This is a genomic window from Enterobacter cloacae complex sp. IR5450 (genome assembly GCF_049238665.1).
Classification (GTDB): domain Bacteria; phylum Pseudomonadota; class Gammaproteobacteria; order Enterobacterales; family Enterobacteriaceae; genus Enterobacter; species Enterobacter hormaechei_C.
Genome location: NZ_JBMKIC010000001.1, coordinates 314,940 through 334,769, shown reverse-complemented (window position 1 = coordinate 334,769; position 19,830 = coordinate 314,940). Strand labels below are relative to the sequence as shown.

The window sequence follows — 19,830 nt, the reverse complement described above, 5'->3', positions numbered from 1 at the left end:
CACATACGTTCATATCGCGGTCTTAAAACTTCTGAGATTCATACGGCGCTCAGGCAAGAATCATCCCTGTGTGGGTAGGCTGTCGATGCGCAGAAGCTGTCATATGCTTCAATAGTAAGCTTACTGTGCCTGACAGGTTAACTTCCATGGTATAAGCAATTCGAATAAGGTAAGGGATAACTTTCTCACACTAAGGTGCATCACACTTTGGTGGCTCAAGAGAGATAAGCCACTGTGCCATATCCGTTAAAGACTCATCGCCACTGTGTTTCAGGCCGAACAGCAAATCTTCCTGGCGCGGCTGACCGAAGACTATACGGTAGAGTGCAAGTTCTCGTTTGAGCCGCTTAAACTTAATGCTCTCTTTGCTGTATGGCAGTATGGGAACCCGGCGTTCGACGCGAGAGGTTCCTTCCTCAAAAATCCAGTAGGGAATCAGATCTGACTGTCCAGCTTTGCGTTGACTTGCCGCAAGTGCGAAGAGCTGTGCCCAGGGATCTGCACTTTCTGCCAGTGAATGAAGTGCACTCAAACCATAATACTCGGCAATATTCTTCCTTACCGCATGGCCCTTATAACGGTGTACTCGTCCTTCACGCTGTTCTAGATCGACCGGGTTTGACGGTAGATTCCAGTGCATCACCGCATGACACCAGGTGTGAAAATCGAGCCCCTCTTGCCCGATTGAGGTGGAAGCCAATACAAAGGGGTGGAAGGGGGAGTTAAACGCATCTTTTACCGATTCAGCATGTGCGACGGCTTGATCCGTGTCGTCTCTCAACTGACCGTAGCGTAAAGCAAAGCGACAACGTGTATATAAATCGCTCCAGGTATAATTGCCCCCGTTCGTTTTGAACTCATCAATGTTCAATTGTGTGGTACGCAGTGAAACCACAGCCTGAATACGGGACGCAATAGCCGCCAGCTGCGCCCCGGCTGGCTCATGCTGTAATCCCATCGACTCCAGCAGCGTATGGACATACTCATCCAGTATGGCCTGAATGTTGCCATCAATGCCATAACGCAGTGTCAGCCGCCAGTAAGTATCGTCCCCGGTGCCGCGCAGAAGCGAAATGCTCTCTGCCAGGTTGTAGAGCGAACGAAATCCAGAGGCTATCTTCGCTGCGGCTGACAACATCTCTGCCGAATCGATTCTCAGTCCTGTGTCTATACGGCTGAGCGCCCGGAGGGCACATGTACCGGGGCTGGCAAGCGCGAAGTCACAGAGGACCTCAGCCAAATCATCTGGGCGTGGGCCGAGGGTGATGCTACCATTTGCCACCCCGGCAAACTGGTCGATATGTTCCTGGAAGTTTTCCGCGGGCTCATTTTGGGATGGCCCGGTGTACCAGTAATGTTCGCCCTGCCACCAGGCTGGCGTTTCAGTTTGTGCATCCAGTAACGCCAGGGCTGCCCAGTACCAACGTTCGTCCGCACGAGTCCCCGGGCCGCCATTGCCCAGTGTCTCAATAAGTGTTTCACATTTCGCCGTTGCAATCGCTCTTACGGCCTTCACGCTCAGCGGCTCGCCGGTGTTTTGGCGGGCAATTTCAAGCGGATCGATATGCCGGGCGAGCGTTGGTGACGGTAACATCCAGGCGATAACAGGCATTCCGCTGAGGCGGCCATCTTTTGATGATTTCGCAAAGTTGAGCAGCGGTTTTACTTTTTTCTTGAACTGGCTGTGCAGAATTTTGGGAGCGGTGCCAATCATGCGTCGTTCGGCTTCATAAGAGCAGACAGTGGCAATCGCATTGGGCACTGCACTCCAGGCGGAAAATACCAGCGTTTTGGTAAAGTTGCCTTTGTTGGCATATACCCCGTCAGGTGTCATATAAGGCAGCGAAGGAGGCATCCATAAAAGCTGCCACATGCCTTTATCCAGCGTGTCTTCAAACAGCATCCGCATACGTGGGTTGGCGGCATCCAGCGGCTGGTAGCGCTCCAGTTTTGCCTTTGTCAGCAACTGCGGTTTTGCTGATTTGACGAGTTTACGCAATGCATCTGAAGGTGATTCCAGTGCCTTATCCATACGGGTACGTAATTCGTAATTTTTCAGGAAATTGAAAAGATAAGGCATCGATTTCCAGTATTCGAGGACATCGCGGGCTTGTACTTCCATGGCGACGCCATCAACCGCCGCTGCGTGATAAAGATCGGCGGGCGTAATCATAGCTGGTTGTGAGACCTCCTTCGTCATCGCATCCAGTTTTTGAGTCATCGTTACCCGTTCGGTACGGCACATTACCTGTAATAAAGCGTGTTCCAGTGCTTTTTTTGTCTCCGCTGCGTTTTCTGAGGCGTGCAATGCGGTACGGTGATCGAGCAAGTACTGCTGAATATCTTTGATTTGACTGTCATCGTTATACAAAAACTGCAATGTGCGGATAAAGTCGGCGTAGTGGTTATCTTCTTCGCTTTCCTGATCGAGGGTGAACATTTTATACGGGGTCGCTGAGAGCAAGAGCACGCGCACGTCGGGCTGCTCAAAGAGCGCTTTGGCCAGCAGTGCGGCTTCATCGTCACCGTCGAGTAAGGCTTTAAACCGCTGAAATTCATCAAGGATAACCAGATCGGGTTCCAGCGCAGATAAGCACACGGAAGCCAGTTTGCTTCTGAGTTTGCCGATCAGGGCGTAACGCAGTTCAGAATCGTGCGTTTCGCCGTCCTCGTCATTATCGGCAAAACATTCACAACCTTCTTTGAGTTGAGCGTACAGTTCGGTATCGTCCAGAACCTGGCGGCGAAAATCTTTTGCCAGTTCCCTGTCAATGTCGTCGACAGAAAGCTGGTCAACCGCGGAACACCAGCCTGGCCGGTTTGCTGTTGCCTGAAGCAGGTTAAGCATACCCATGCGTAAACGTTCACGACGCTCGCCTTTAGCCAGCGGTAAATCGTACAAAATGCGATACAGGATCGCGCGCTCTTCTTTATGGCCGCCACGACTGCGGGTATGATCGAGGGCGGTATTCGGCGTTAGACTGATAAAATTGATTCTGTTTTTGCGCAGAGACCGTACCTGTTTTGGCAGGAGTGTCAGGCGGGTTGAATGCGAAAATTGCGTCTCATTGCTGACATTCAGGCGCTTGATATTCTGCGCAGCGATAGCCGCATTTGAACAGATATAAATGATGTCGATACGGTCAACTTTATCCTGTAAATGTTCGATGGCTTTGGCGATGATGCCGCGGGCAACCATCGTTTTACCCAGACCAACTTCATCGGCGACCAGAAAGCGATTTTGCTGTTTATCACCGTAAAATTGCTGAAAAACATAATTTACGGTGCGTTGCTGAAAATCTTTCAATCCCGTGAGCGGGGCAATAATACTGGGGTGCTTATCGGCCATTTCGTCCTCCCATGGCTGATTCAAATACGGCCCACAAAGCAAGAAAATCTTGCGGAATCATGTCGCTTTGTCCTTTGCGCATATTGCCAATCAGCGCGGCGATATCTTTTAAGCGTTCAGGCTCACGGCTATAGATACGCGTCAGCTCTTCCAGCACGGCAAATTCTTCGCCACTGGCAAGCCTTGTAAAGAAATGGCCATCGCCAAAGGCGTTTTCGGCAAAGAAGGATTGCTGTCCCGCCTCGCCTATCAACATCAACAGATAACGCAGAAAATCCTGTTTCTGCATGCTGCTTTGTAAAATCATTGCATGGCGATCGGGGGGTAAGGTATCAATCGGCAGATTGAGGACAAATCTGACCGATACATCCGGGTGCGATGTTTTAAGGGAAAACGCTGTCAGCCCGGTAATGGCTGGGACTGAAAACTCACCGAGTGCTCTTTTATTCCCATCGGCCGGGTCCAGCAGGCTACAGCCAAGTCCGTCTGATACCGTCACGGGCCACGCAGTTGCCTGCACGATACCCGGTAGCTCAGGAATTTCACCGACAAGCCACAATGCCCAGCTTTGGTCGTTTCCACCGGGGTGACAGTGAAGAGTCAATTCGGCGTCGGCGAGCAACTCACGTGCCTGTTCAACGTGGGACTCGGCTTCTACACGCAGGACATCGGGTTCAAACGGCTGGGCAGGGTCGAAATCTTGCAGATAGCTTTGCATTCCATCGCTGCTCAGAAGGTCATCAATGGTGCCTGTGTGCTTTTTCTTACCCTTGAGCGAAACTAAAATTTCGCAGTTCGTTTTCCCCAGTAGTGCTGCGTTGGTGGCATTTGCTGAACCCAGAACCAGCTCGCTGTCCCGGCCATTTTCAAACAGATACGCTTTGGCATGCAGGCCGGAAGCGATGATGTCGTCAGGGGTATTCTCGTCGGATGCTTGCTCTTCTGCGGCATCGTCAAGGTGAAGCTGACGTGTGAAAAGGCCGCGCGTCTCTTCACTCAAGGCAAGCAGAGTGTCCGGGCGTGAAATCAGCGCATCGGCTTGCTGGCAATGCTTCACGATGTGTTGCAGTGCCTCGTCGGTGCAAAATGGTGAGATAACCACCGCGCGATCCGCTTCGGGTGGCTGCCAGTCGTATCCTTCGCCAGGCAGAAAAAACGCGATCTCATCAAAGCCTGCTGGACATTCCCATTTCACATACAACAGTTCATCTGCAAAGCGCTGCGCCTGCGCTCGGCGATGTTTCGCCATTTTTCCCGTCGCCCGTTTGGGCAGTGCGGAGAATAAATGCACTAGCGCTTTATTGGCACTTTGCTTACGTTTTACGGGGTAGCCGTCCAGTTGCAAAGAGAGGTCCCAGGATGAATCGGTAGTTAAATTTCGACTCAGTACGACCAGCCGGTACATCACTTCGTCTGTTTCAGGATTGATAAAACGGATCGCCCAGGTTTTGGGGTGAAAGACTCCGCGGCCTTTGGCTTTTGATTCAGCAATCATCTCCTCAAGCAGGCCGAATAAGGGGTTGGGCTTGAGCTTTGCGGGGACTTGAATACGCCCTTTTTGGACGTACACCGTGATCCGTTCGGAATAACGACGAATGGATTCAAAAATGGACAGCGGATCATGAGCACGATTGCTGTCAGTCGCTGTGAACGCCAAATAGACCGGCGCCTGCAGTAAAAATGCCGGGTCGAGTGAAAAGCTGGTAGCGATGGCTTCATCAAACACCATGCCGGGTGGAGAGGTCAGTGCCGAAGTATATAAGCTGCGATTGTTGGGGTTTAACATTCTTCTCTCCTGAGACCCTGCGCCAGATCGTTAAGCACTATCTGGACGTTATTCCAGCGATAGACTAGCCGCAGGGTTCCGGCATATCCACTCCATTGCTCCAGTGCGCGTCTGTTTTTAAAGCGTGAACGAGGGCCTTTGAGGGCTATTTCGCGGGCTCGGATGAGTGCACAGGCTTCTTTACTGGTGAGTAATGTCCCGGAGGATTGTCGAATAAGGGCAATCCACTGTTCTACAAAGCGGCGGGTCTTCAGACTAATGCTATAGGCCGGCCTGGCGGTAAGTTCCCACATGCGCTCGAGCGACCAGGTCGAGATGTCCTTGCGGGGGAGTGAGGTAAACCAAGCGACGAAGCTGTCATGGTGTTGAGACAGAAGTTCGTTATCTGCTCGTTCTTTGGCAAGTAAATAGTTATAAAGCAGGGCTGCGCCGTGCATCGCATAAGAAAAAAGCCGCGCGTGAGTCAACAGTTCCTTGAGATCGTCCGGGAATTTCGCGTAATCCGGATGTTCCCATGGTGTACTGACGTTTGCCGGTTCGCTATGCAGGGTCAGCCAGGCCAGCAGGCTGCCTTTGCATGAACATTGAATACGGTCACGTAGAAAACTGGCTTCCTGGCGCGTCAGGGCAAATGTTGCCTCATCAGGAAAGTTGGGCGGTGGCTCAGGCAGACTGGAGTGCCAGCTCGGGGCTGGTTTATTTGCGCTTGTGTCGCCCATATCGCCCTGATTTTTTTCCTGGTATTCGCGCTCGCTAATTTCCGCGCGTGCGCGATACAGTTCATCCACACGCTGATGATATTCTTCCTGCGACCACGACGTCTTGTGAATCTTCCAGTGTCGCAGCCCGGACCAGTAAACGGAACTGGGCAGACGTTTTAGCTTTTCACGTGAGTTTTTACCAAATGTACCGGCCGAATCTTCTTCGAGCCGGGAGAGGGGGATAATTAAGGCGCGTTCGTCCCGGTCGGCCTGGGAACCAAAGTTTGCAGCGGATATGCGCTTATTTTCGAGGCGTTGATAGATCCATGGAACAAAAAGCATATAGCGTAAACGGGTCTGAATGGTGCTGGTGCCTGGAAATAGCTGTTCAGCAAAACTGTCTCTGATAGCGCCGATACCCAACTCATCTCGGCTCTCTTTTTGTTGAAAGAGCGCAAGAATATTTAACGTTTTGGCCTGTGCGTTTGCATCGTGGTCAAGCCAACCTAAAGTGGATGCCATACCTATTTCCTTGGTTAAATGTATTATCTGCTGCTTGTTTTTGCATACATTTCCAACAGCACATTAATGTCCTATCTTCGCCGGTTCGCTCAGACACATAGTCTTCCCGGTAGGCTTGTGCAGCATTACTTATATTGAAGACAATCTTAACGTTGAAGAAAAGGTAAAACCATTTCGATAGCAGGCAAATGCGCGAGTATCCCAATCCATGATTACCGCACTGTCGTCTCCGTCATCAGAACCGAAGAAGGTGTCGTTGCAGCACTCCAGCGCAAATACCCGGAGCACGTTTCATCGCGCTTAAACTGAGTATCTAGTCCGGTTTGAGCGCGCCGTTCAGATAAATGACGAAAAGGATTTAGAAATGTAGCAGCTTAATATTGCCAGGATATTGCTACTTCATGGGCTCATTCGAATGTTAAAATCTTGGTTGTTAATATGGCAGGCCATGTGATTTTGCAGTTTGGTATCTTCCCAACAAACAGGACAACTCAGGTGTAATTTATCTGCCAGTTGGCCTTATCAATACTGTAAATACCGGTCCCGCAGGCAGTGCAGAACTTTTCCCCGTTGTAATGCTCACCGCACCAGACGCAGTACCAGGCCAGCGACATTACCGGGGAGTCCGGTTTGTTGAAAAGACTGCGTAATATTTTGCTGCGTTCCTCCGCCTTCACTGCCGGATCAATATGCGCGCATCTCATCAGCGTGCTGGCAGCTACGGTCGTCTGGTCATGTTCGAACCAGGGTGAGTCAGTGTATGTGCCGGTATGGAAGATGAGTCGGCAGCCACAGGATACGCAGCCCCATACCTGTCCTGGCATGTTATCCGCTTCACTGGTTGTCACAAAATGTCCACGCTGGTCACTGGCGAGGTAGCACTTCAGCATACGAATTTCGGCGTGCTGATTCTCACTGGTGATGGTCTTAAAATTCATCGGACTGACTCCTTATCACCATATGACATGCAGGCAGGTACCGTCCCGGAACGAGATGGCTGTCTGTGTGGAGGATGGTGGGTTACAAGTTGCTTATGGATGACTGGAACTGATGGTTCAGGGCTTTCGGCTGCAAATGGGGCAGGGTTTCACGCCGCAATAGCGCCGTTCGCAACGTTCGCACTGCCAGCGGAGTGTTATGCAGTTAGCTACTTTATCCGAAGCGTGAGCAGATAAACCAGTACAAGGAAAGTGACCTCGCTTTCATAGAGCGTCTGCTGGCCGAAGTGGGGATTTTCTACTTCTTTACCCTGCAGCCGGACACGCAAACCGAAGTGGTACACTTCGCTGATAAACAGAGTGCATGGACCTTCGGTAAAACGCTGCCTCTGAACAGCCCGTCTGGGATGAATGACAATAAAGCCGATTCTGTATGGAGCGTAAACGTCCGGCAAAACGTGGTTGAGCGCTCTGTTACCGCCAGTGATTACAATCACCGTGAAGCCCAGAATGTCCTGACCTCTGCACCGGCGGACATGACCCGTGGTGACGGTGAGGGTGTGACCTACGGCGAGGTTTATCATTATCTTCCGCGTCATCTTGAACGTGGCGACAAAATCACACCATCAGCGGAAACCGGCAACTTCTGGGCCCGTCTTGAGCACGAGCGTTTTCTGTCCGGGCAGACGACTGTTAGCGGTTGCAGTAATGATGCCCAGCTTTCTCCGGCTCAGGTGTTGACCATCAGTGAATGTGCGGTGCCGCCAACGCTACCCTCAGAAACGGACAACGGCGTAATCATTACCCGCACGGGCTATATCGCCAGCCGTAAGAATGCCCTGCTCGTGATGTGGGAAGGGATGCCATATTACGAGAACCGTTGCTGGCGCCCTGCAGCTAAAAAGCGCCCGGTAATCAGCGGTACCCTGATGGCCCGCATCACCAGTGCCAGAGACAACGATATTTACGCCTGGCAGGATGCGTCTGGCCTGTACCGGGTGAAGTTTGATGCCGACCGCGACGACAAGTGCCAGGGCATGGAAAGTATGCCGGTGCGCTTCGCCAAACCCTACGGCGGCGATAAATACGGTTTCCACTTCCCGCTGATACAGGGCACTGAAGTCGCCATTGCGTTCCATGAGGGCGATCCGGATCGTCCGTATATTGCCCATGCTCTTCACGACTCCCGTCACGTTGACCACGTTACGGAGGCCAACAGCACGCGCAACGTCATTCGAACAGCTGGCCTGAACAAACTGCGGATGGAAGATAAGCGGGGTGAGGAGCACGTTAAGCTCAGTACGGAATATGGAGGCAAAACGCAGCTTAATCTGGGACATAATGTCAATGCAGATAGAGTGCTGCGCGGTGAAGGTGCAGAACTGCGAACTAATGACTGGGTCAGCGTTCGTGGGGGCAAGGGAATATTACTTACCGCAGACGTACAGCCTGACGTCGGCACTAAAATGCTTGAAATGGACAGGGCCGTAGAACAACTGGAACAGGCACTCACGCTGGCAAGAAGCCTTCAGGCTGCGGTGAAAGGAGCGAATGCAACGGTATCCGATATCGACAGCCAGAAAACACTTAACAGTTCACTTAGATATCTCAAAAAACCAGGATTGCTGGCCAGTGCTCCCGCTGGAATAGGCATTCTCAGTCCTGAGGCTGTCCGGCTTGCTTCAGGCGGGGCAAGTATTGGCCTCATGTCAGGTAAAAACACGGATATCAGCACCGGGCAATCGTTCACTGTAGCGGCAAGCGAGGCTGTAAGTTTGTTTGCACAGGCTGCAGGAATGAAGATGTATGCTGGGGCATCAGTTTTTGCAGAAGGAAGCTGAATATGGACAGCAACAGTGGGAGGCCTGGGCTGGACGCTATCTGGCCGTACTTGGAAGTAGCATACTACTACCTTCCGGAGTGACCTCTGACGCCATTGCTAAATCAGATGCTGCAGGTGCACCGCAATTTCTTTCACTGACCAGCCATTTTGATGCGCAATCGGTGAATTCCACCTCCTTGCTTGAACTGGGTCTGGCCGGTGTACAAAACGCGATCGCGATGTTGCCTGCGGCAGTGCCGTTCAACGTCACCATTGTGAGCGACATGATTTCGTCAGACTTCGAGACCCGGTTTCGCAAATCATGGGAAAAAATTTATCCTGGACGTGAGCTAACAGGTTTAGTTTCATGTTGTGAAGCCCTTTCTTTTACTTGGCTCGAAGAGCGCCTTAAAAATCCCGTTTTCGATATTGATTTGATCCTGATATTGCAGAACCAGGGTGCTGAACAGTATTCCGATGCACTCGCAGCGATAGTACTTACCAGCGATGATGTTGCTGAAAAATATCAGCTTTCACACTCCGCCCGCATATTGCGACCGATGCCGCTGGACATGACAAATTTCAGGGCTGATATGGGTTTGTTCCTCGAAACACAAACCATCGCATGTCAGACGTCAAACGTGTTCTGTGATTACGGGCACTGGAATGACGGGTTTGCTGATCTAATGGCTGCGTCTCAATCACATCTGACACCGTGGGTGCCCCAGGAAATTGATGTACTGGAAAAATATAACGGTATTCCAGGGGCAGGGAGTGCGTGGCTTCTAGCCACATTACTGGCCGACATCGTGTCCGTCAGCAACAAACCTGTTTTAGGGTTGTTTACCTCAGGTGCTGATCGTTTTGTCAGTACTGTTACCGGGGTTTGATATTGAGGTGGTGCTGAATCAGCAGTGGCCATCTGACCTGCCGGTGACGGATGATGCCTTGCGCCTGCATTGTGTGCCGGTGATTAACCTTTTCACGCTTGAGGCCGATCCGCTGACCATCAGCGGTCTGGAGAGTGAATACCTGCTGCGTCCGAAACGCGTGCAGGACGGACATACGGAGATATATTCCGTGGATTCGGTGACCGGCTCCGGGCGTTCCGGAAGCGCGGAATACGTCCCCTTTACCAGTTTCCGCCACCGGGGCGGCATGCTGCGTCAGGAGGCGCCAGAGCGTTATTACCACACCCGCGTGAAGCGGGGCGTCACCGGCATGCACGATACCTGGCTGATTCTCGGGGGACAGCAACAGGAGGCTGTCAGTATGGCAGAGCGGGAGACGTTATCACTGCGCATCACTGGCACCAACGGCCAACTGCCCAGAAGAGCGCTTCAGAGCACACTGCTTGACCGCTGCGAGCAGACGTTACAGACCCGGGTGAGCGTTCGCAACCTCTGCAAGCCCACCCTGCCAGTGTATCCGCCTGCGGAGGACCGCTTTCACTGGCGGGTGATGAGCCACCTGGGGACCGGATTTCTCAATATGATGAGCAGCGCAGAAGTGCTGCGCGGCACGCTTGCCCTCTACAACTGGCAGGAGGATGAGCTGAACAACCGTCGTCTTGATGCCATTCTTGCGGTGGTGCACCATCGTATCCAGCGCTTTGAGGAAGGGTATCTGCTCAGGGGACTGGATGTGGAGGTGACGGTCGACGGTAACGGTTTTACAGGAGAGGGCGATGTCCACCTTTTCGGTGAGATGCTCAACCGCTTCCTGGCGCTCTATGCCGACATGAACCAGTTTAACCAGCTTACCCTGATTGTTCAGCCAGAAGGAAAATGCATCCGGTGGAAAGAGAACCACAGTCCGCGTCTGCCCGGCTGATTGCGCAGTACAGGGAGTTGCTCCCGTATACCAGTTTTTACCGTTTCGGCCAGTTACTTGAACAGAGCCTGCCGGATGCGCCCGTTACCGGCAGCAGTTGGCAGGTCCGCCAGGAGCCGGTGCGCTTCCGTCCTCATCCGGGGATGGGCTTCCCTGCTGGTGAAATCAGAGGGGCGGAAGAGCCTGCGCATCCGCATCTGCCGCCCTCCGTGCGTATCAACTTTATGGGGCTCTACGGCGTCGAATCGCCGCTACCGTCTCACTATATTGATGATATTGCGCAGCAGCGGGAGGGGTATGAAGCGACGGCGGATTTTCTCGATATCTTCAACCATCGCCTTATCGCCCAGTATTACCGTATCTGGCGTAAATATTCGTACCCGGCCACTTTTGAGGCTGGCGGGCAGGACAGAACGTCACAGTATCTGCTTGGGCTTGCCGGGCTCGGCATTTCGGGATGTGCGCAGAACATAGCCACACCGGTTTCACGCTTCCTGGCGTTATTGCCGGTGATGCTGCTGCCAGGACGCACGGCGGAAGGATTGGTATCGCTGGTCAGCCTGCTGGCACCCGGAACACAGGGGCGTGTCTGGCATCATGACCGGCGTCGCATCGCGCTGAACGCCCCGGTGACCATGAGCGTGCGTCAGCCGGTCAGCCTGAAAGGACGTCCGGTGATGGGAGAACATGCCACGGATGTGAACGGCCAGGTGCTGTTGCAGCTCACAACCGGAGATGCCCGTGAAGCGCAAGGCTGGTTACGCCATTGATGCCGAATTGAAGGGCCTCGGGCTGGTGCGTTATGGCACCGAGTTCATGCCGGAGGGAAGGGTGCTGTTACGGCACCTTAAACAACAACAGTACCTGGACAGCAGGGCCAGGATCTGAGTTGCAGGGAAGAGCAGTTAATCCATGTCAGCAAAAATGCAGTTTCTCACAAAGCTACAGGCCCGGAAGGAGCCCCTACGCGGCAGTAAAAACAGGAACCAGGCGGACATTGCGGAGTTTCGTCTCCGAATGGAGCAACTTCAGGAACAGTTCTCCGGCTGGCTAACGGGTACCGGCGTCGCACCTGAATTATCCGACGTATTGCTATCCGACCTGTTGGTGGAAGGCCGGGTTTTTAAGGTGCCGGGTATTTCGCTGTGTTATGAAGACAGGATGATCAAATTTACTCCGCTGTTTTTGTACGCCCAGGGCGTGACAGGCGGTGTGGAAGTCTCTCTTCATGCAGAAAGTACCGTCACCGCGCTGGGGCGTTTATTTATGCGCGCAGGTCACGTTAAACACTGGACCTTTACTCAGCAAAATGGGCCTGTCTGCACATTTGATGAAGAGGTTTTTTTCGACGTCATTGCGGGGCTTTTGCCATAGCGAGGCAGATTGCAGCGCAACTGCATAAATATTCCCCTCCGTTCTGTACACACATTAAATGGACAACTGGTCATGAATGGCATCCCTTCCCGTCAGATTAAAACCGGCAGTGATCCGCGCACGCTACCGGATTATGCTGCCCTGCGCGATGAGCTGAGTAAGCTGACTCATCCGGCGCGTCCGGATATGAACTGGCATTATGTGGAAAAACTCTGTCTCTCCCTTTTTGAGCAAAATGGTGTCGAGCTTCAGACTGCTGCCTGGTATACGCTTGCCCGTACACAGCTGGCCGGTTTACCCGGCCTGAATGAAGGGCTGGCAATACTGGAGGCTCTCATAAGCCATCAGTGGGGAACGTGCTGGCCGCAGCCTGTGCACGCCCGTATGGAAATCCTTAGCGGACTCAGCCAGCGTTTGCAGCAACTGATGCGAACCCTTTCCCTTAACGACAGTGACCTCAGCCAGCTTTATCAAGCTGAGCAACAGCTTACGGCTCTCGGGGAGGTATTGCAGAGCCTTGAGCTTAAACACCTTAGCCAGCTCGATACCCTGCGAACCCTGATGCATAACAGTGCCGTAAGGCTGGAAAACAACCATGATGCATCTGAACCAGGCGTTGTCATTCAGCATCCTGCGGCGGCCGGAGAATTTAATCATGCTGCGCCGGAGAACCCGCTGACGACGAAAATTGACCCGGTGAAGTGGGTATATGTGGCGCAGCCGGAGCCTCAGCCGAATATCGACGTTGTGGAGACGATACCGGACCCGGTAAAACCCTGGCGTTTTTTTGCGGCGGGAATGTGCACCATGCTGGTGGCTGGCGCGGCCGCGGTATGGGGCTGGCAACATTTCAACCGGCCAGATCCGCAGGAGCAGCAACTTCTGGCAACCCTTGCGCCATTGCCTGCAATGCTCACGCCTGCACAGCGGGATGCGGCGCGACAGCGCCTGACGTCACCAGAGTCCTTTATTGAAGCAACACAGCAGCAGCTAACCCGGCTTGATGCGCTTCCCCCGGACTGGAATATTGCTTACAGCAGGCAGCTTGTGGAGCAGGCGCAGGTTTTGTGGCCGGAGCCGGCTGAGTCCATGGCGTTACAGTGGCAGCAACAGCTTAACGCCAGCGCTCTGCCGACAGAAAACCTGGAGGGCTGGCATCAGGGGATGACAAAGCTGAAGCAACTGAGTGACCGTCTCAACCAGATGGATGAACAGAAAGGCAAATACATGACCGTCAGCGAGCTGAAATCCGTGGTGTTTTCCGCGATGCAATCCTTTAACCAGGCGATACCGGCAGAGGAGCAGTTGAGAGTTCTGGCCAAATCGCCCGCAGGCCAGCCGCTACCTGTTGCTGCAAGCGCTCAGACAGAAATGCACCTGAAACAATTGACCGCTCGTTATTCAGAGATTAAGCAGAAAGCATCGAGTAAATGAATGGCACGCTTTTAAGCGGACAATCATTTTTAAAAGGGGCCAATATCCCGGCATGGTGAAAGTGATTCAGCATTCATTTCCACCCTGCATCACTTTAGCGCGTCACGATCAGATTCACATCGTAACCGCCCGTGTTATTGGCATATTCCGATGCCTTATTGGTATCGTTAAAAATAAAGGCGATTTCACCCTCTACCGGGGCTTTCCACGGCTTGCCGCCGGAACCGACTGAATGGATGTGCTCGCCTGTTTTAATCAACAGCGCACCAGCAATGGCACCCGGCAGAACAAACGACGGGTCTGGTGCCTTAGCGGAAGGGTGCTGGCTGTCGCCATCCGGTCCGAAGGTGCGCCCGCGGCTGTCATACTGGGCCTGACCCGCGGCAACCAGCAGAATGCTGTCGCCCTGGCGGACGGTGATCCCGGTCTTCACCCATTCACTGCTGGTTGCAGGAATGTGGCCTTTCCACTGAACGGGGTCTTGCGTCGTGTGTTCCTCATCACTCCCCAGATAGACATCCGCCTGGAATGAACCCGTATTATCACTGTGGGACGAGTCGCTAATGAATAATCTCAGCTCCCCGCTTTCCGGTGCAGCCAGTTGATATACGCCGGTACCGATATCATAGCTTTTGCCAGATTCGCTAAAACGTGCCTTGAGGATGGCAATATCCTTTTTTTGTCCGCCTTTACCGATATTGCCGCCCGGGTAAGCCCATGCGTGATCTTCCTTGCCATATTTTATCAGACCTGTAGCGATAATGGTGATCTTATCGCCTTTGTTGACCTTCAGACCGGTATTTATACCCTGTTCTTTTGTTGAATCAATGGCGCCAGACCATGCGCTTTTTGTAGACATGTTCTATCTCCCTTCGGATGTCAGGTTATGTATTTCAGCAGGGCTTAATTATTCCCGGCGTGATAATAGTTATCTGATATCAACGGTACGAGACCGTGTGACGTAGACAGCGTAGAATTGGTTATCGGTGACGGCAAATATAAAAATCACGAATTGATGGGCGTTATTTTGTTAAAAACAGGTCATGCCTGGGTTTGAGTATTTGCCTTTTATGATAAATCTGAGTTAATTCGCTTTGGTAAAAAACGGTTCTGAATGAAAAGGGAGTGATATATAAAGCAATTTAATTCCCCTGAGAAAATACAGGTGTTTTCTCAGGGGGCGGGATTATTATGCAGGCGCGCTACTGAATATTGACAGCTTTGCCGTCCACCCAGACGCGGCTGATATTATTGCGTCTGGCGTTATAGATAATTTTCTGCAGCCGGTCTTCCGGTGCGTCCTCAGCCGTATCGATATAAATGTCGCTCCCGGCGGCCCGGGTATCGATCACAATGGCATCGAACTGGTAGCCGACCGCCAGCTTGCCCACACGCAGATCAAGCACCTCTCCCGCGCCGACAGTCGCCAGCCAGAACGCTTCCCGGAAGCTGATTGCCGAGTCAGGTCTGCCGCGTTGTTCCGCGGCGATACGGGCATCGACGCCATCATTCAGGGCTTTACTGGCGGTCATGGCGTGGCGGCAGGCATCAAATACCGAAGGGCTATGGCCGCCCGCAATATCGGTGCCTAAGCCGACGTGAAGCCCGCGGTCCAGCATGGCGCGCAGGGGGAAGACCGCATTGGCAAAGTAGAAGTTGGACAGAGGGCAGTGTGCGACGCCAGCCTGAGTTTGCTTGATCAGGTCGGCATCGTCATCTTCGATGTGGTTTGAATGCGCGAGTACGGTCTTTCTGGTCAGCAGGCCAAAATCCCGCAGCGCCGTGGTATCCGTTTTACCCAAACGCTGCTTAACGTAAGCATGTTCCCAGTCGCTTTCCGAGCAGTGGGTCTGCACGTGGCAGCCTGTTTCAGTGGCCAGCTTGCCCAGACCTTCCAGCAGCGCATCCGTACAGGACGGAATAAACCGTGGGGTGATGACCGGCAGCACGCGTTTTGCCGTATTGCCGGGAAGCTGTGCAACCGCGTGAATAAATGCCCGGGTTTCGGTGAGGGCCGTCTCCGCGCTTTCATCCCGGTAGTAGTCAGGACACTGGGAGGCATCATCCATCGCCACCCGGCCAACCAGCGCCCGCTGACCCTGCGCCAGACAGATACGGGCCAGTTCCACGCTGCTTTCCGTGTGCAGGGTGGCGAAGTAGACGGCGGTGGTGGTTCCATTCGCCAGCAGTGCATTGACCAGTTCCGTGTAGTGGCGGCGGGCAAACGCAATGTCGGCGTATTTTGCCTCCAGCGGGAACGTATAGTCATTCAGCCACTCTGCCAGCGGCTTATCCAGAGCCTTGCCCATCTGCGGCCACTGAGGGGCATGAACATGAAGATCAATCAGGCCCGGAAGCAGGTACTGGTCTGAAGAGAGTTCGGTCAGCTTGCCTGCCATGCGGGCAGCGTCCCGCACGGGGCTGAACGCGCCATCGTCACCTCGTATAATATCGACAATGGTGCCGCTGCCATCGATACAGAACAGCGTGTCGCTAAAGTGGGTCACACGGTCTTTCGATTCCGCCGTGTAGCCCTGAGCGCTGACAACCTGCTGCCAGGGAAATGCGTGTAGGGTGTTCATATCATCGTCCTTTTTCATCATCACGCTGAAGGGGGAATTGCCCCAGAGTCAGGCATTATTATTCGCTCAAAAAGCCTGGCATAAAACCAAAATACATCAACTTATTGATGGGTTAATAAGGTGGCGCTTGTTGTGGTGTTTGCGGGGATAATAAAGGTAGGCTGTAATGATAAACGGGAGCTGCCTGGAGTTTATTTGGCAAAATAGTTAAATAGCCGACGTGTTATCCACTCTTTGAACCTCTTTTTTATCGCGTGCTTTTTCTTATACTTTTTGTTGTGGTGAATCCCCCTGTGCGGTGGGGCATAATTTATGGGTTAACGTCATTATGCGGGCTTTGCTCACCGGGAGGCACCCGGCACCACGCCAACTTAAAAAGGCCAGCAGGACAGTACATGCGAATATATCAGATTACCTGTCGGCTAACCTGAATGCTTCCGCCATGTGCTCCTGCTCGCGAAATGGCAAGGCAAGACGCTGTGCAATTGTTCGCCATTGACTGATAACTTCACGGAAGTCGGCAATAATTTCATCCGCTTGCTTTAGATTAAGCCGGAAATAGTCAGATACTTCCCGTGCTAATTCCAGATCGAGGGCATTGTCCGACTCAGTAATATTTAATTTCAGCCCATCTGCTCTGGAGACAGGATTCATATCGTAGGCTTCGGAGAGACGCCAGCCTTTACCGGGGACCAGAATAAATCCATGGTTACGCAGGTGATCGTCAGTGTTCGATACCAGAATATTAAAAACGATACGCGACCAGAGTTCGCGCAGGTCAGCCTGGGTTTGTGCGCCGTGCCTTATAAGAACTTCAGCAAGTTCCAGATAGCTGACGCCTGTTGAGGCATCCTCACCATCCTGATGTCTGGTTAATGTCATGGCGGAAGCAAAATGAAGACGCAGGCCAGCGTCGGTCCGGTCGAAACGGCGCACCATGAAACAGTGATGATCGCTGGCAAATTTACGCGCTTCGGCGGCAGCTACGTTGAGCCCGCAACCGACGGCAAGCGCATTAACGACCATCTCCCAGCCGCCAACATCATACTCATCTCTGGTGCTGGGGAATTTAGCGATATAAAGATGCCCATTGTCATCCGCAACGCTGGCCTTTGGGCGGGCACCACCCAGGGAACCGCCTGGCGCAATCAGCATCCTTAGCCATTCCTGGCCCATGTGTGCGCGGTTATCAGGATCGTCTTCCAGTGCCCGACTTGCTCTTTCTAATGCAGCGATTTCAGTGAAAGGCGGTGCTGCTATGTCGATTCGGTTATCGAGAAATTCTCCTTCGTCTTCCAGTCGATAACGCAAAGCGCCAACCCGATAAAGATCGTGTACGTCCAGCAAATAATCGGATTCATACAGCTGCGTTCCTTCAGCCCTGATCCCTTCACGGATATCCCGTTCCAGACGTCGTTTCATTAACATCCGTCCCCAGCGGTCCGGGCTGGAGTCACCGAACATACCGAATTTATCGCGCGGAGGCGTTGGGTACTGAGCACCCGCAAACAATCCTATTTCGGGATCAAGCGGCAGGAAATTCAACTGGGGATCGGCAAGGGCTTGTACATCGTACTCAAATTCAAATAATTCGCGTGCACGGGTTCGGCGGCTGTGCAGGAATCCGATCCGTTTGGGGCCATTCAAACCTTCCCAGTCTGCATACACGCCGATCATTGTCATTGTTCGTTACCCGTTATGTTTTTTTCTGGTTGTTAGAAGTGCCGCGAGAGACGCTGATGTCGTACCCGACGTTTTGGTCTGCGCTTTTTTTTGCGGGGTAGAGAGTGTTGCCGGTGTTTCAACCTGCTTATCCCACATGTCGGGCTTAACAGCGGTTCCGGTCTGCGCGTCTCGCCGGGAAGCTTTGCTCGGGCTTTGTGATAATCGCTCGCTATACGATTTCCTTATCAACCGGGAGTCCTGAAGCTGGCGTCCCAGGTCATCCTCAGCCGCAAGCTTGTTCAAATCGCTCTCAAGTCCCAAAACCTGCATAACGGACAGGTATGCGCCTATGGTGACTCCCGCTCCGCCCGCTTCAAGAGAACGCAACGTCATTGGCGACATGCCTGCCCGCTCTGCGACCTGTTTAGCGGTGAGTTTACGGCGCAGGCGCGCCAGCTTGAGCCGCTCACCAAAATCGATCAGCAACTGGTTCGTATCAGGAAGTAGTGGTGCGGTTTTTTTAGCCATAGTGCTAATATTTTATCTCTTTACGCTCAATGTTGCCATAATTCTATTCTTCCTTTTCCTTACGATACTGAACGTTCTTCAGGCGCTTGAATGAGACAAAGTAATGCTAATATTACTGCTTTTATGGTAATAAAAAGCCATAATATTTACACTTTTCACCTGAGGAACGAGTATGAGATGGTGTAGGTAAATCGTCCAGTGTCACTCACTCCTCACCCTTAAAACACCGGCACCCCCAGCCCTGCCTTCACCTCCCTCAACGTCGCCTGGGTCACCCCCTGCGCCCGTTCGGTCCCGCGCTTCAGCATCGCCATCAACTCTCCCTTGTCCCGCATATACATCGCCCTCCGCTCCCGCATCGGCGCAATCAGCTCCTGCAGGCACGCCTCCAGCTCGTTCTTACAAACCCGATCCCCCAGCCCGCCCGCCTGATAGTGAGCCTTCATCGCCGCCACTTTCTCCTTGTCCGGATGAAACGCGTCGAGGTAGGTAAACACCACGTTCCCCTCAATCTGCCCCGGGTCGCTCACCTTCAGGTGGTTCGGGTCGGTGTACATGGCGCTTACCGCGCGATGAATGGTCTCTTCGCTGGCCGAAAGGTGCAGCGTGTTGCCCAGCGATTTCGACATCTTGGCGCTGCCGTCGATGCCGGGCAGGCGGCTGGTGTCGCTCAGCATCGCCTTGCAGTGGCGCAGTACCGGGGCGGGCAGCAGGTTGTTCATCTTGTGCACAATCTCGTTGGTCTGCTCAATCATCGGCAGCTGGTCGTCGCCGACGGGCACGCACTCGGCCTTGAACGCGGTGATGTCCGCCGCCTGGCTGATGGGGTAGGCCATAAACCCGACCGGCAGCGAGCGGGCAAAGCCCTTCTGCGCAATCTCGTTTTTCACCGTCGGGTTACGCTCCACGCGGGCGACGGTGACGATGTTCATGTACAGCATCGTCAGCTCGGCGAGGGCGGGCAGGGCGGACTGCAGGCAGATGGTAGTCAGGTTCGGGTCGATGCCGGCGGCGAGGTAGTCGGCCAGCACTTCGGGGATGTTGTCGCGAATTTTTTGCGGGTTGCTGCCGTTGTCGGTCAGGCCCTGCAGGTCGGCAATCAGCACAAACTGGTTGTGCGTGTGCTGGAGCGCCACGCGCTGGCGCAGCGATCCGACGAAATGGCCAAGGTGCAGCGGGCCGGTTGGACGATCGCCGGTGAGGATGGTGGGTGCGTTCATAAAGACTCCTTAATGTGCAATTGCCGAAAGGGGTCTTAGATGTGTGAAAGCCGCCTTTCGGCGGCTATCTGAAAAT

Annotated in this window: 12 protein-coding genes and 4 pseudogenes; 7 read left to right on the top strand and 9 right to left on the bottom strand. The window is 53.2% G+C overall.

Translation table 11 applies throughout. The annotated features are described in order from the left end of the window. Window positions 1-190: 190 nt before the first annotated feature. From ACOTYB_RS01535 to ACOTYB_RS01520, 4 genes are all read right to left on the bottom strand, one after another. Window positions 191-3,349, bottom strand: a complete 3,159-nt coding sequence (locus ACOTYB_RS01535) for a DEAD/DEAH box helicase (protein WP_220153861.1) — start codon at window positions 3,347-3,349, stop codon at window positions 191-193. Then, entirely contained in the window at window positions 3,339-5,135 is a 1,797-nt protein-coding gene (locus tag ACOTYB_RS01530; protein WP_220153534.1) for a phospholipase D family protein, read from the bottom strand. The genes ACOTYB_RS01535 and ACOTYB_RS01530 overlap by 11 nt, the downstream gene beginning before the upstream one ends. Further along, window positions 5,129-6,358: a DUF6361 family protein gene (locus ACOTYB_RS01525; protein WP_220153535.1), complete on the bottom strand. Its 1,230-nt coding sequence runs from the start codon at window positions 6,356-6,358 to the stop codon at window positions 5,129-5,131. The genes ACOTYB_RS01530 and ACOTYB_RS01525 overlap by 7 nt, the downstream gene beginning before the upstream one ends. A gap of 491 nt (window positions 6,359-6,849) precedes the next feature. Next, window positions 6,850-7,296: a zinc-ribbon domain-containing protein gene (locus ACOTYB_RS01520; RefSeq protein ID WP_227630322.1), complete on the bottom strand. Its 447-nt coding sequence runs from the start codon at window positions 7,294-7,296 to the stop codon at window positions 6,850-6,852. 215 nt (window positions 7,297-7,511) lie between these two features. Between ACOTYB_RS01520 and ACOTYB_RS01515 the strand changes: the two are divergent. The 7 genes and pseudogenes from ACOTYB_RS01515 to ACOTYB_RS01485 form a co-directional block, all read left to right on the top strand. Further along, window positions 7,512-9,107: pseudogene (locus tag ACOTYB_RS01515) on the top strand (type VI secretion system Vgr family protein); the annotation flags it as partial. Continuing rightward, on the top strand, window positions 9,103-10,008 hold the full coding sequence (locus ACOTYB_RS01510; protein ID WP_250018360.1) for a hypothetical protein: 906 nt from the start codon (window positions 9,103-9,105) through the stop codon (window positions 10,006-10,008). The pseudogene ACOTYB_RS01515 and the gene ACOTYB_RS01510, both read left to right, overlap by 5 nt. Continuing rightward, window positions 10,004-10,951, top strand: a pseudogene (locus tag ACOTYB_RS01505) (type VI secretion system baseplate subunit TssF); the annotation flags it as partial. The gene ACOTYB_RS01510 and the pseudogene ACOTYB_RS01505, both read left to right, overlap by 5 nt. Further along, a pseudogene (tssG, locus tag ACOTYB_RS01500) lies at window positions 10,906-11,712 on the top strand (type VI secretion system baseplate subunit TssG); the annotation flags it as partial. The pseudogenes ACOTYB_RS01505 and tssG, both read left to right, overlap by 46 nt. Next, window positions 11,708-11,839 (top strand): annotated as a pseudogene (locus ACOTYB_RS01495) (type VI secretion system baseplate subunit TssE); the annotation flags it as partial. The pseudogenes tssG and ACOTYB_RS01495, both read left to right, overlap by 5 nt. Window positions 11,840-11,968: 129 nt before the next feature. Further along, entirely contained in the window at window positions 11,969-12,325 is a 357-nt protein-coding gene (locus ACOTYB_RS01490; protein WP_306484740.1) for a hypothetical protein, read from the top strand. Window positions 12,326-12,397: 72 nt separating this feature from the next. Continuing rightward, a complete protein-coding gene (locus ACOTYB_RS01485) occupies window positions 12,398-13,759 on the top strand; it encodes a VasL domain-containing protein (RefSeq protein ID WP_112018274.1) in 1,362 nt (453 codons plus the stop codon). Window positions 13,760-13,853: 94 nt separating this feature from the next. On the opposite strand, the gene ACOTYB_RS01480 is transcribed toward ACOTYB_RS01485, so the two are convergent. The 5 genes from ACOTYB_RS01480 to trpS all read right to left on the bottom strand — a co-directional run bounded on the left by ACOTYB_RS01480 (window position 13,854) and on the right by trpS (window position 19,754). Then, a complete protein-coding gene (locus ACOTYB_RS01480; RefSeq protein ID WP_045342537.1) occupies window positions 13,854-14,618 on the bottom strand; it encodes a LecA/PA-IL family lectin in 765 nt (254 codons plus the stop codon). Between the two features lie 343 nt (window positions 14,619-14,961). Next, a complete protein-coding gene (gene guaD, locus ACOTYB_RS01475; RefSeq protein ID WP_250018362.1) occupies window positions 14,962-16,341 on the bottom strand; it encodes a guanine deaminase in 1,380 nt (459 codons plus the stop codon). Between the two features lie 411 nt (window positions 16,342-16,752). Next, window positions 16,753-18,024, bottom strand: a complete 1,272-nt coding sequence (locus tag ACOTYB_RS01470) for a type II toxin-antitoxin system HipA family toxin (RefSeq protein WP_045342538.1) — start codon at window positions 18,022-18,024, stop codon at window positions 16,753-16,755. Window positions 18,025-18,030: 6 nt separating this feature from the next. Next, window positions 18,031-18,534 carry a helix-turn-helix domain-containing protein gene (locus ACOTYB_RS01465; protein ID WP_045342540.1) on the bottom strand — a complete coding sequence of 168 codons (504 nt, stop codon included), beginning with the start codon at window positions 18,532-18,534 and terminating at the stop codon, window positions 18,031-18,033. A 218-nt stretch (window positions 18,535-18,752) separates the two neighbouring features. After that, a complete protein-coding gene (trpS, locus tag ACOTYB_RS01460) occupies window positions 18,753-19,754 on the bottom strand; it encodes a tryptophan--tRNA ligase (protein ID WP_220153538.1) in 1,002 nt (333 codons plus the stop codon). Between the last annotated feature and the right edge of the window lie 76 nt (window positions 19,755-19,830).

Excerpts from the sequence above, each read along its gene's own strand:
- ACOTYB_RS01535 (WP_220153861.1), bottom strand. The coding sequence starts at position 3,349 with ATGGCCGATAAGCACCCCAGTATTATTGCCCCGCTCACGGGATTGAAA.
- ACOTYB_RS01530 (WP_220153534.1), bottom strand. The coding sequence starts at position 5,135 with ATGTTAAACCCCAACAATCGCAGCTTATATACTTCGGCACTGACCTCT.
- ACOTYB_RS01525 (WP_220153535.1), bottom strand. The coding sequence starts at position 6,358 with ATGGCATCCACTTTAGGTTGGCTTGACCACGATGCAAACGCACAGGCC.
- ACOTYB_RS01520 (WP_227630322.1), bottom strand. The coding sequence starts at position 7,296 with ATGAATTTTAAGACCATCACCAGTGAGAATCAGCACGCCGAAATTCGT.
- ACOTYB_RS01510 (WP_250018360.1), top strand. The coding sequence starts at position 9,103 with ATGCTGGGGCATCAGTTTTTGCAGAAGGAAGCTGAATATGGACAGCAA.
- ACOTYB_RS01490 (WP_306484740.1), top strand. The coding sequence starts at position 11,969 with ATGGAGCAACTTCAGGAACAGTTCTCCGGCTGGCTAACGGGTACCGGC.
- ACOTYB_RS01485 (WP_112018274.1), top strand. The coding sequence starts at position 12,398 with ATGAATGGCATCCCTTCCCGTCAGATTAAAACCGGCAGTGATCCGCGC.
- ACOTYB_RS01480 (WP_045342537.1), bottom strand. The coding sequence starts at position 14,618 with ATGTCTACAAAAAGCGCATGGTCTGGCGCCATTGATTCAACAAAAGAA.
- guaD (WP_250018362.1), bottom strand. The coding sequence starts at position 16,341 with ATGAACACCCTACACGCATTTCCCTGGCAGCAGGTTGTCAGCGCTCAG.
- ACOTYB_RS01470 (WP_045342538.1), bottom strand. The coding sequence starts at position 18,024 with ATGACAATGATCGGCGTGTATGCAGACTGGGAAGGTTTGAATGGCCCC.
- ACOTYB_RS01465 (WP_045342540.1), bottom strand. The coding sequence starts at position 18,534 with ATGGCTAAAAAAACCGCACCACTACTTCCTGATACGAACCAGTTGCTG.
- trpS (WP_220153538.1), bottom strand. The coding sequence starts at position 19,754 with ATGAACGCACCCACCATCCTCACCGGCGATCGTCCAACCGGCCCGCTG.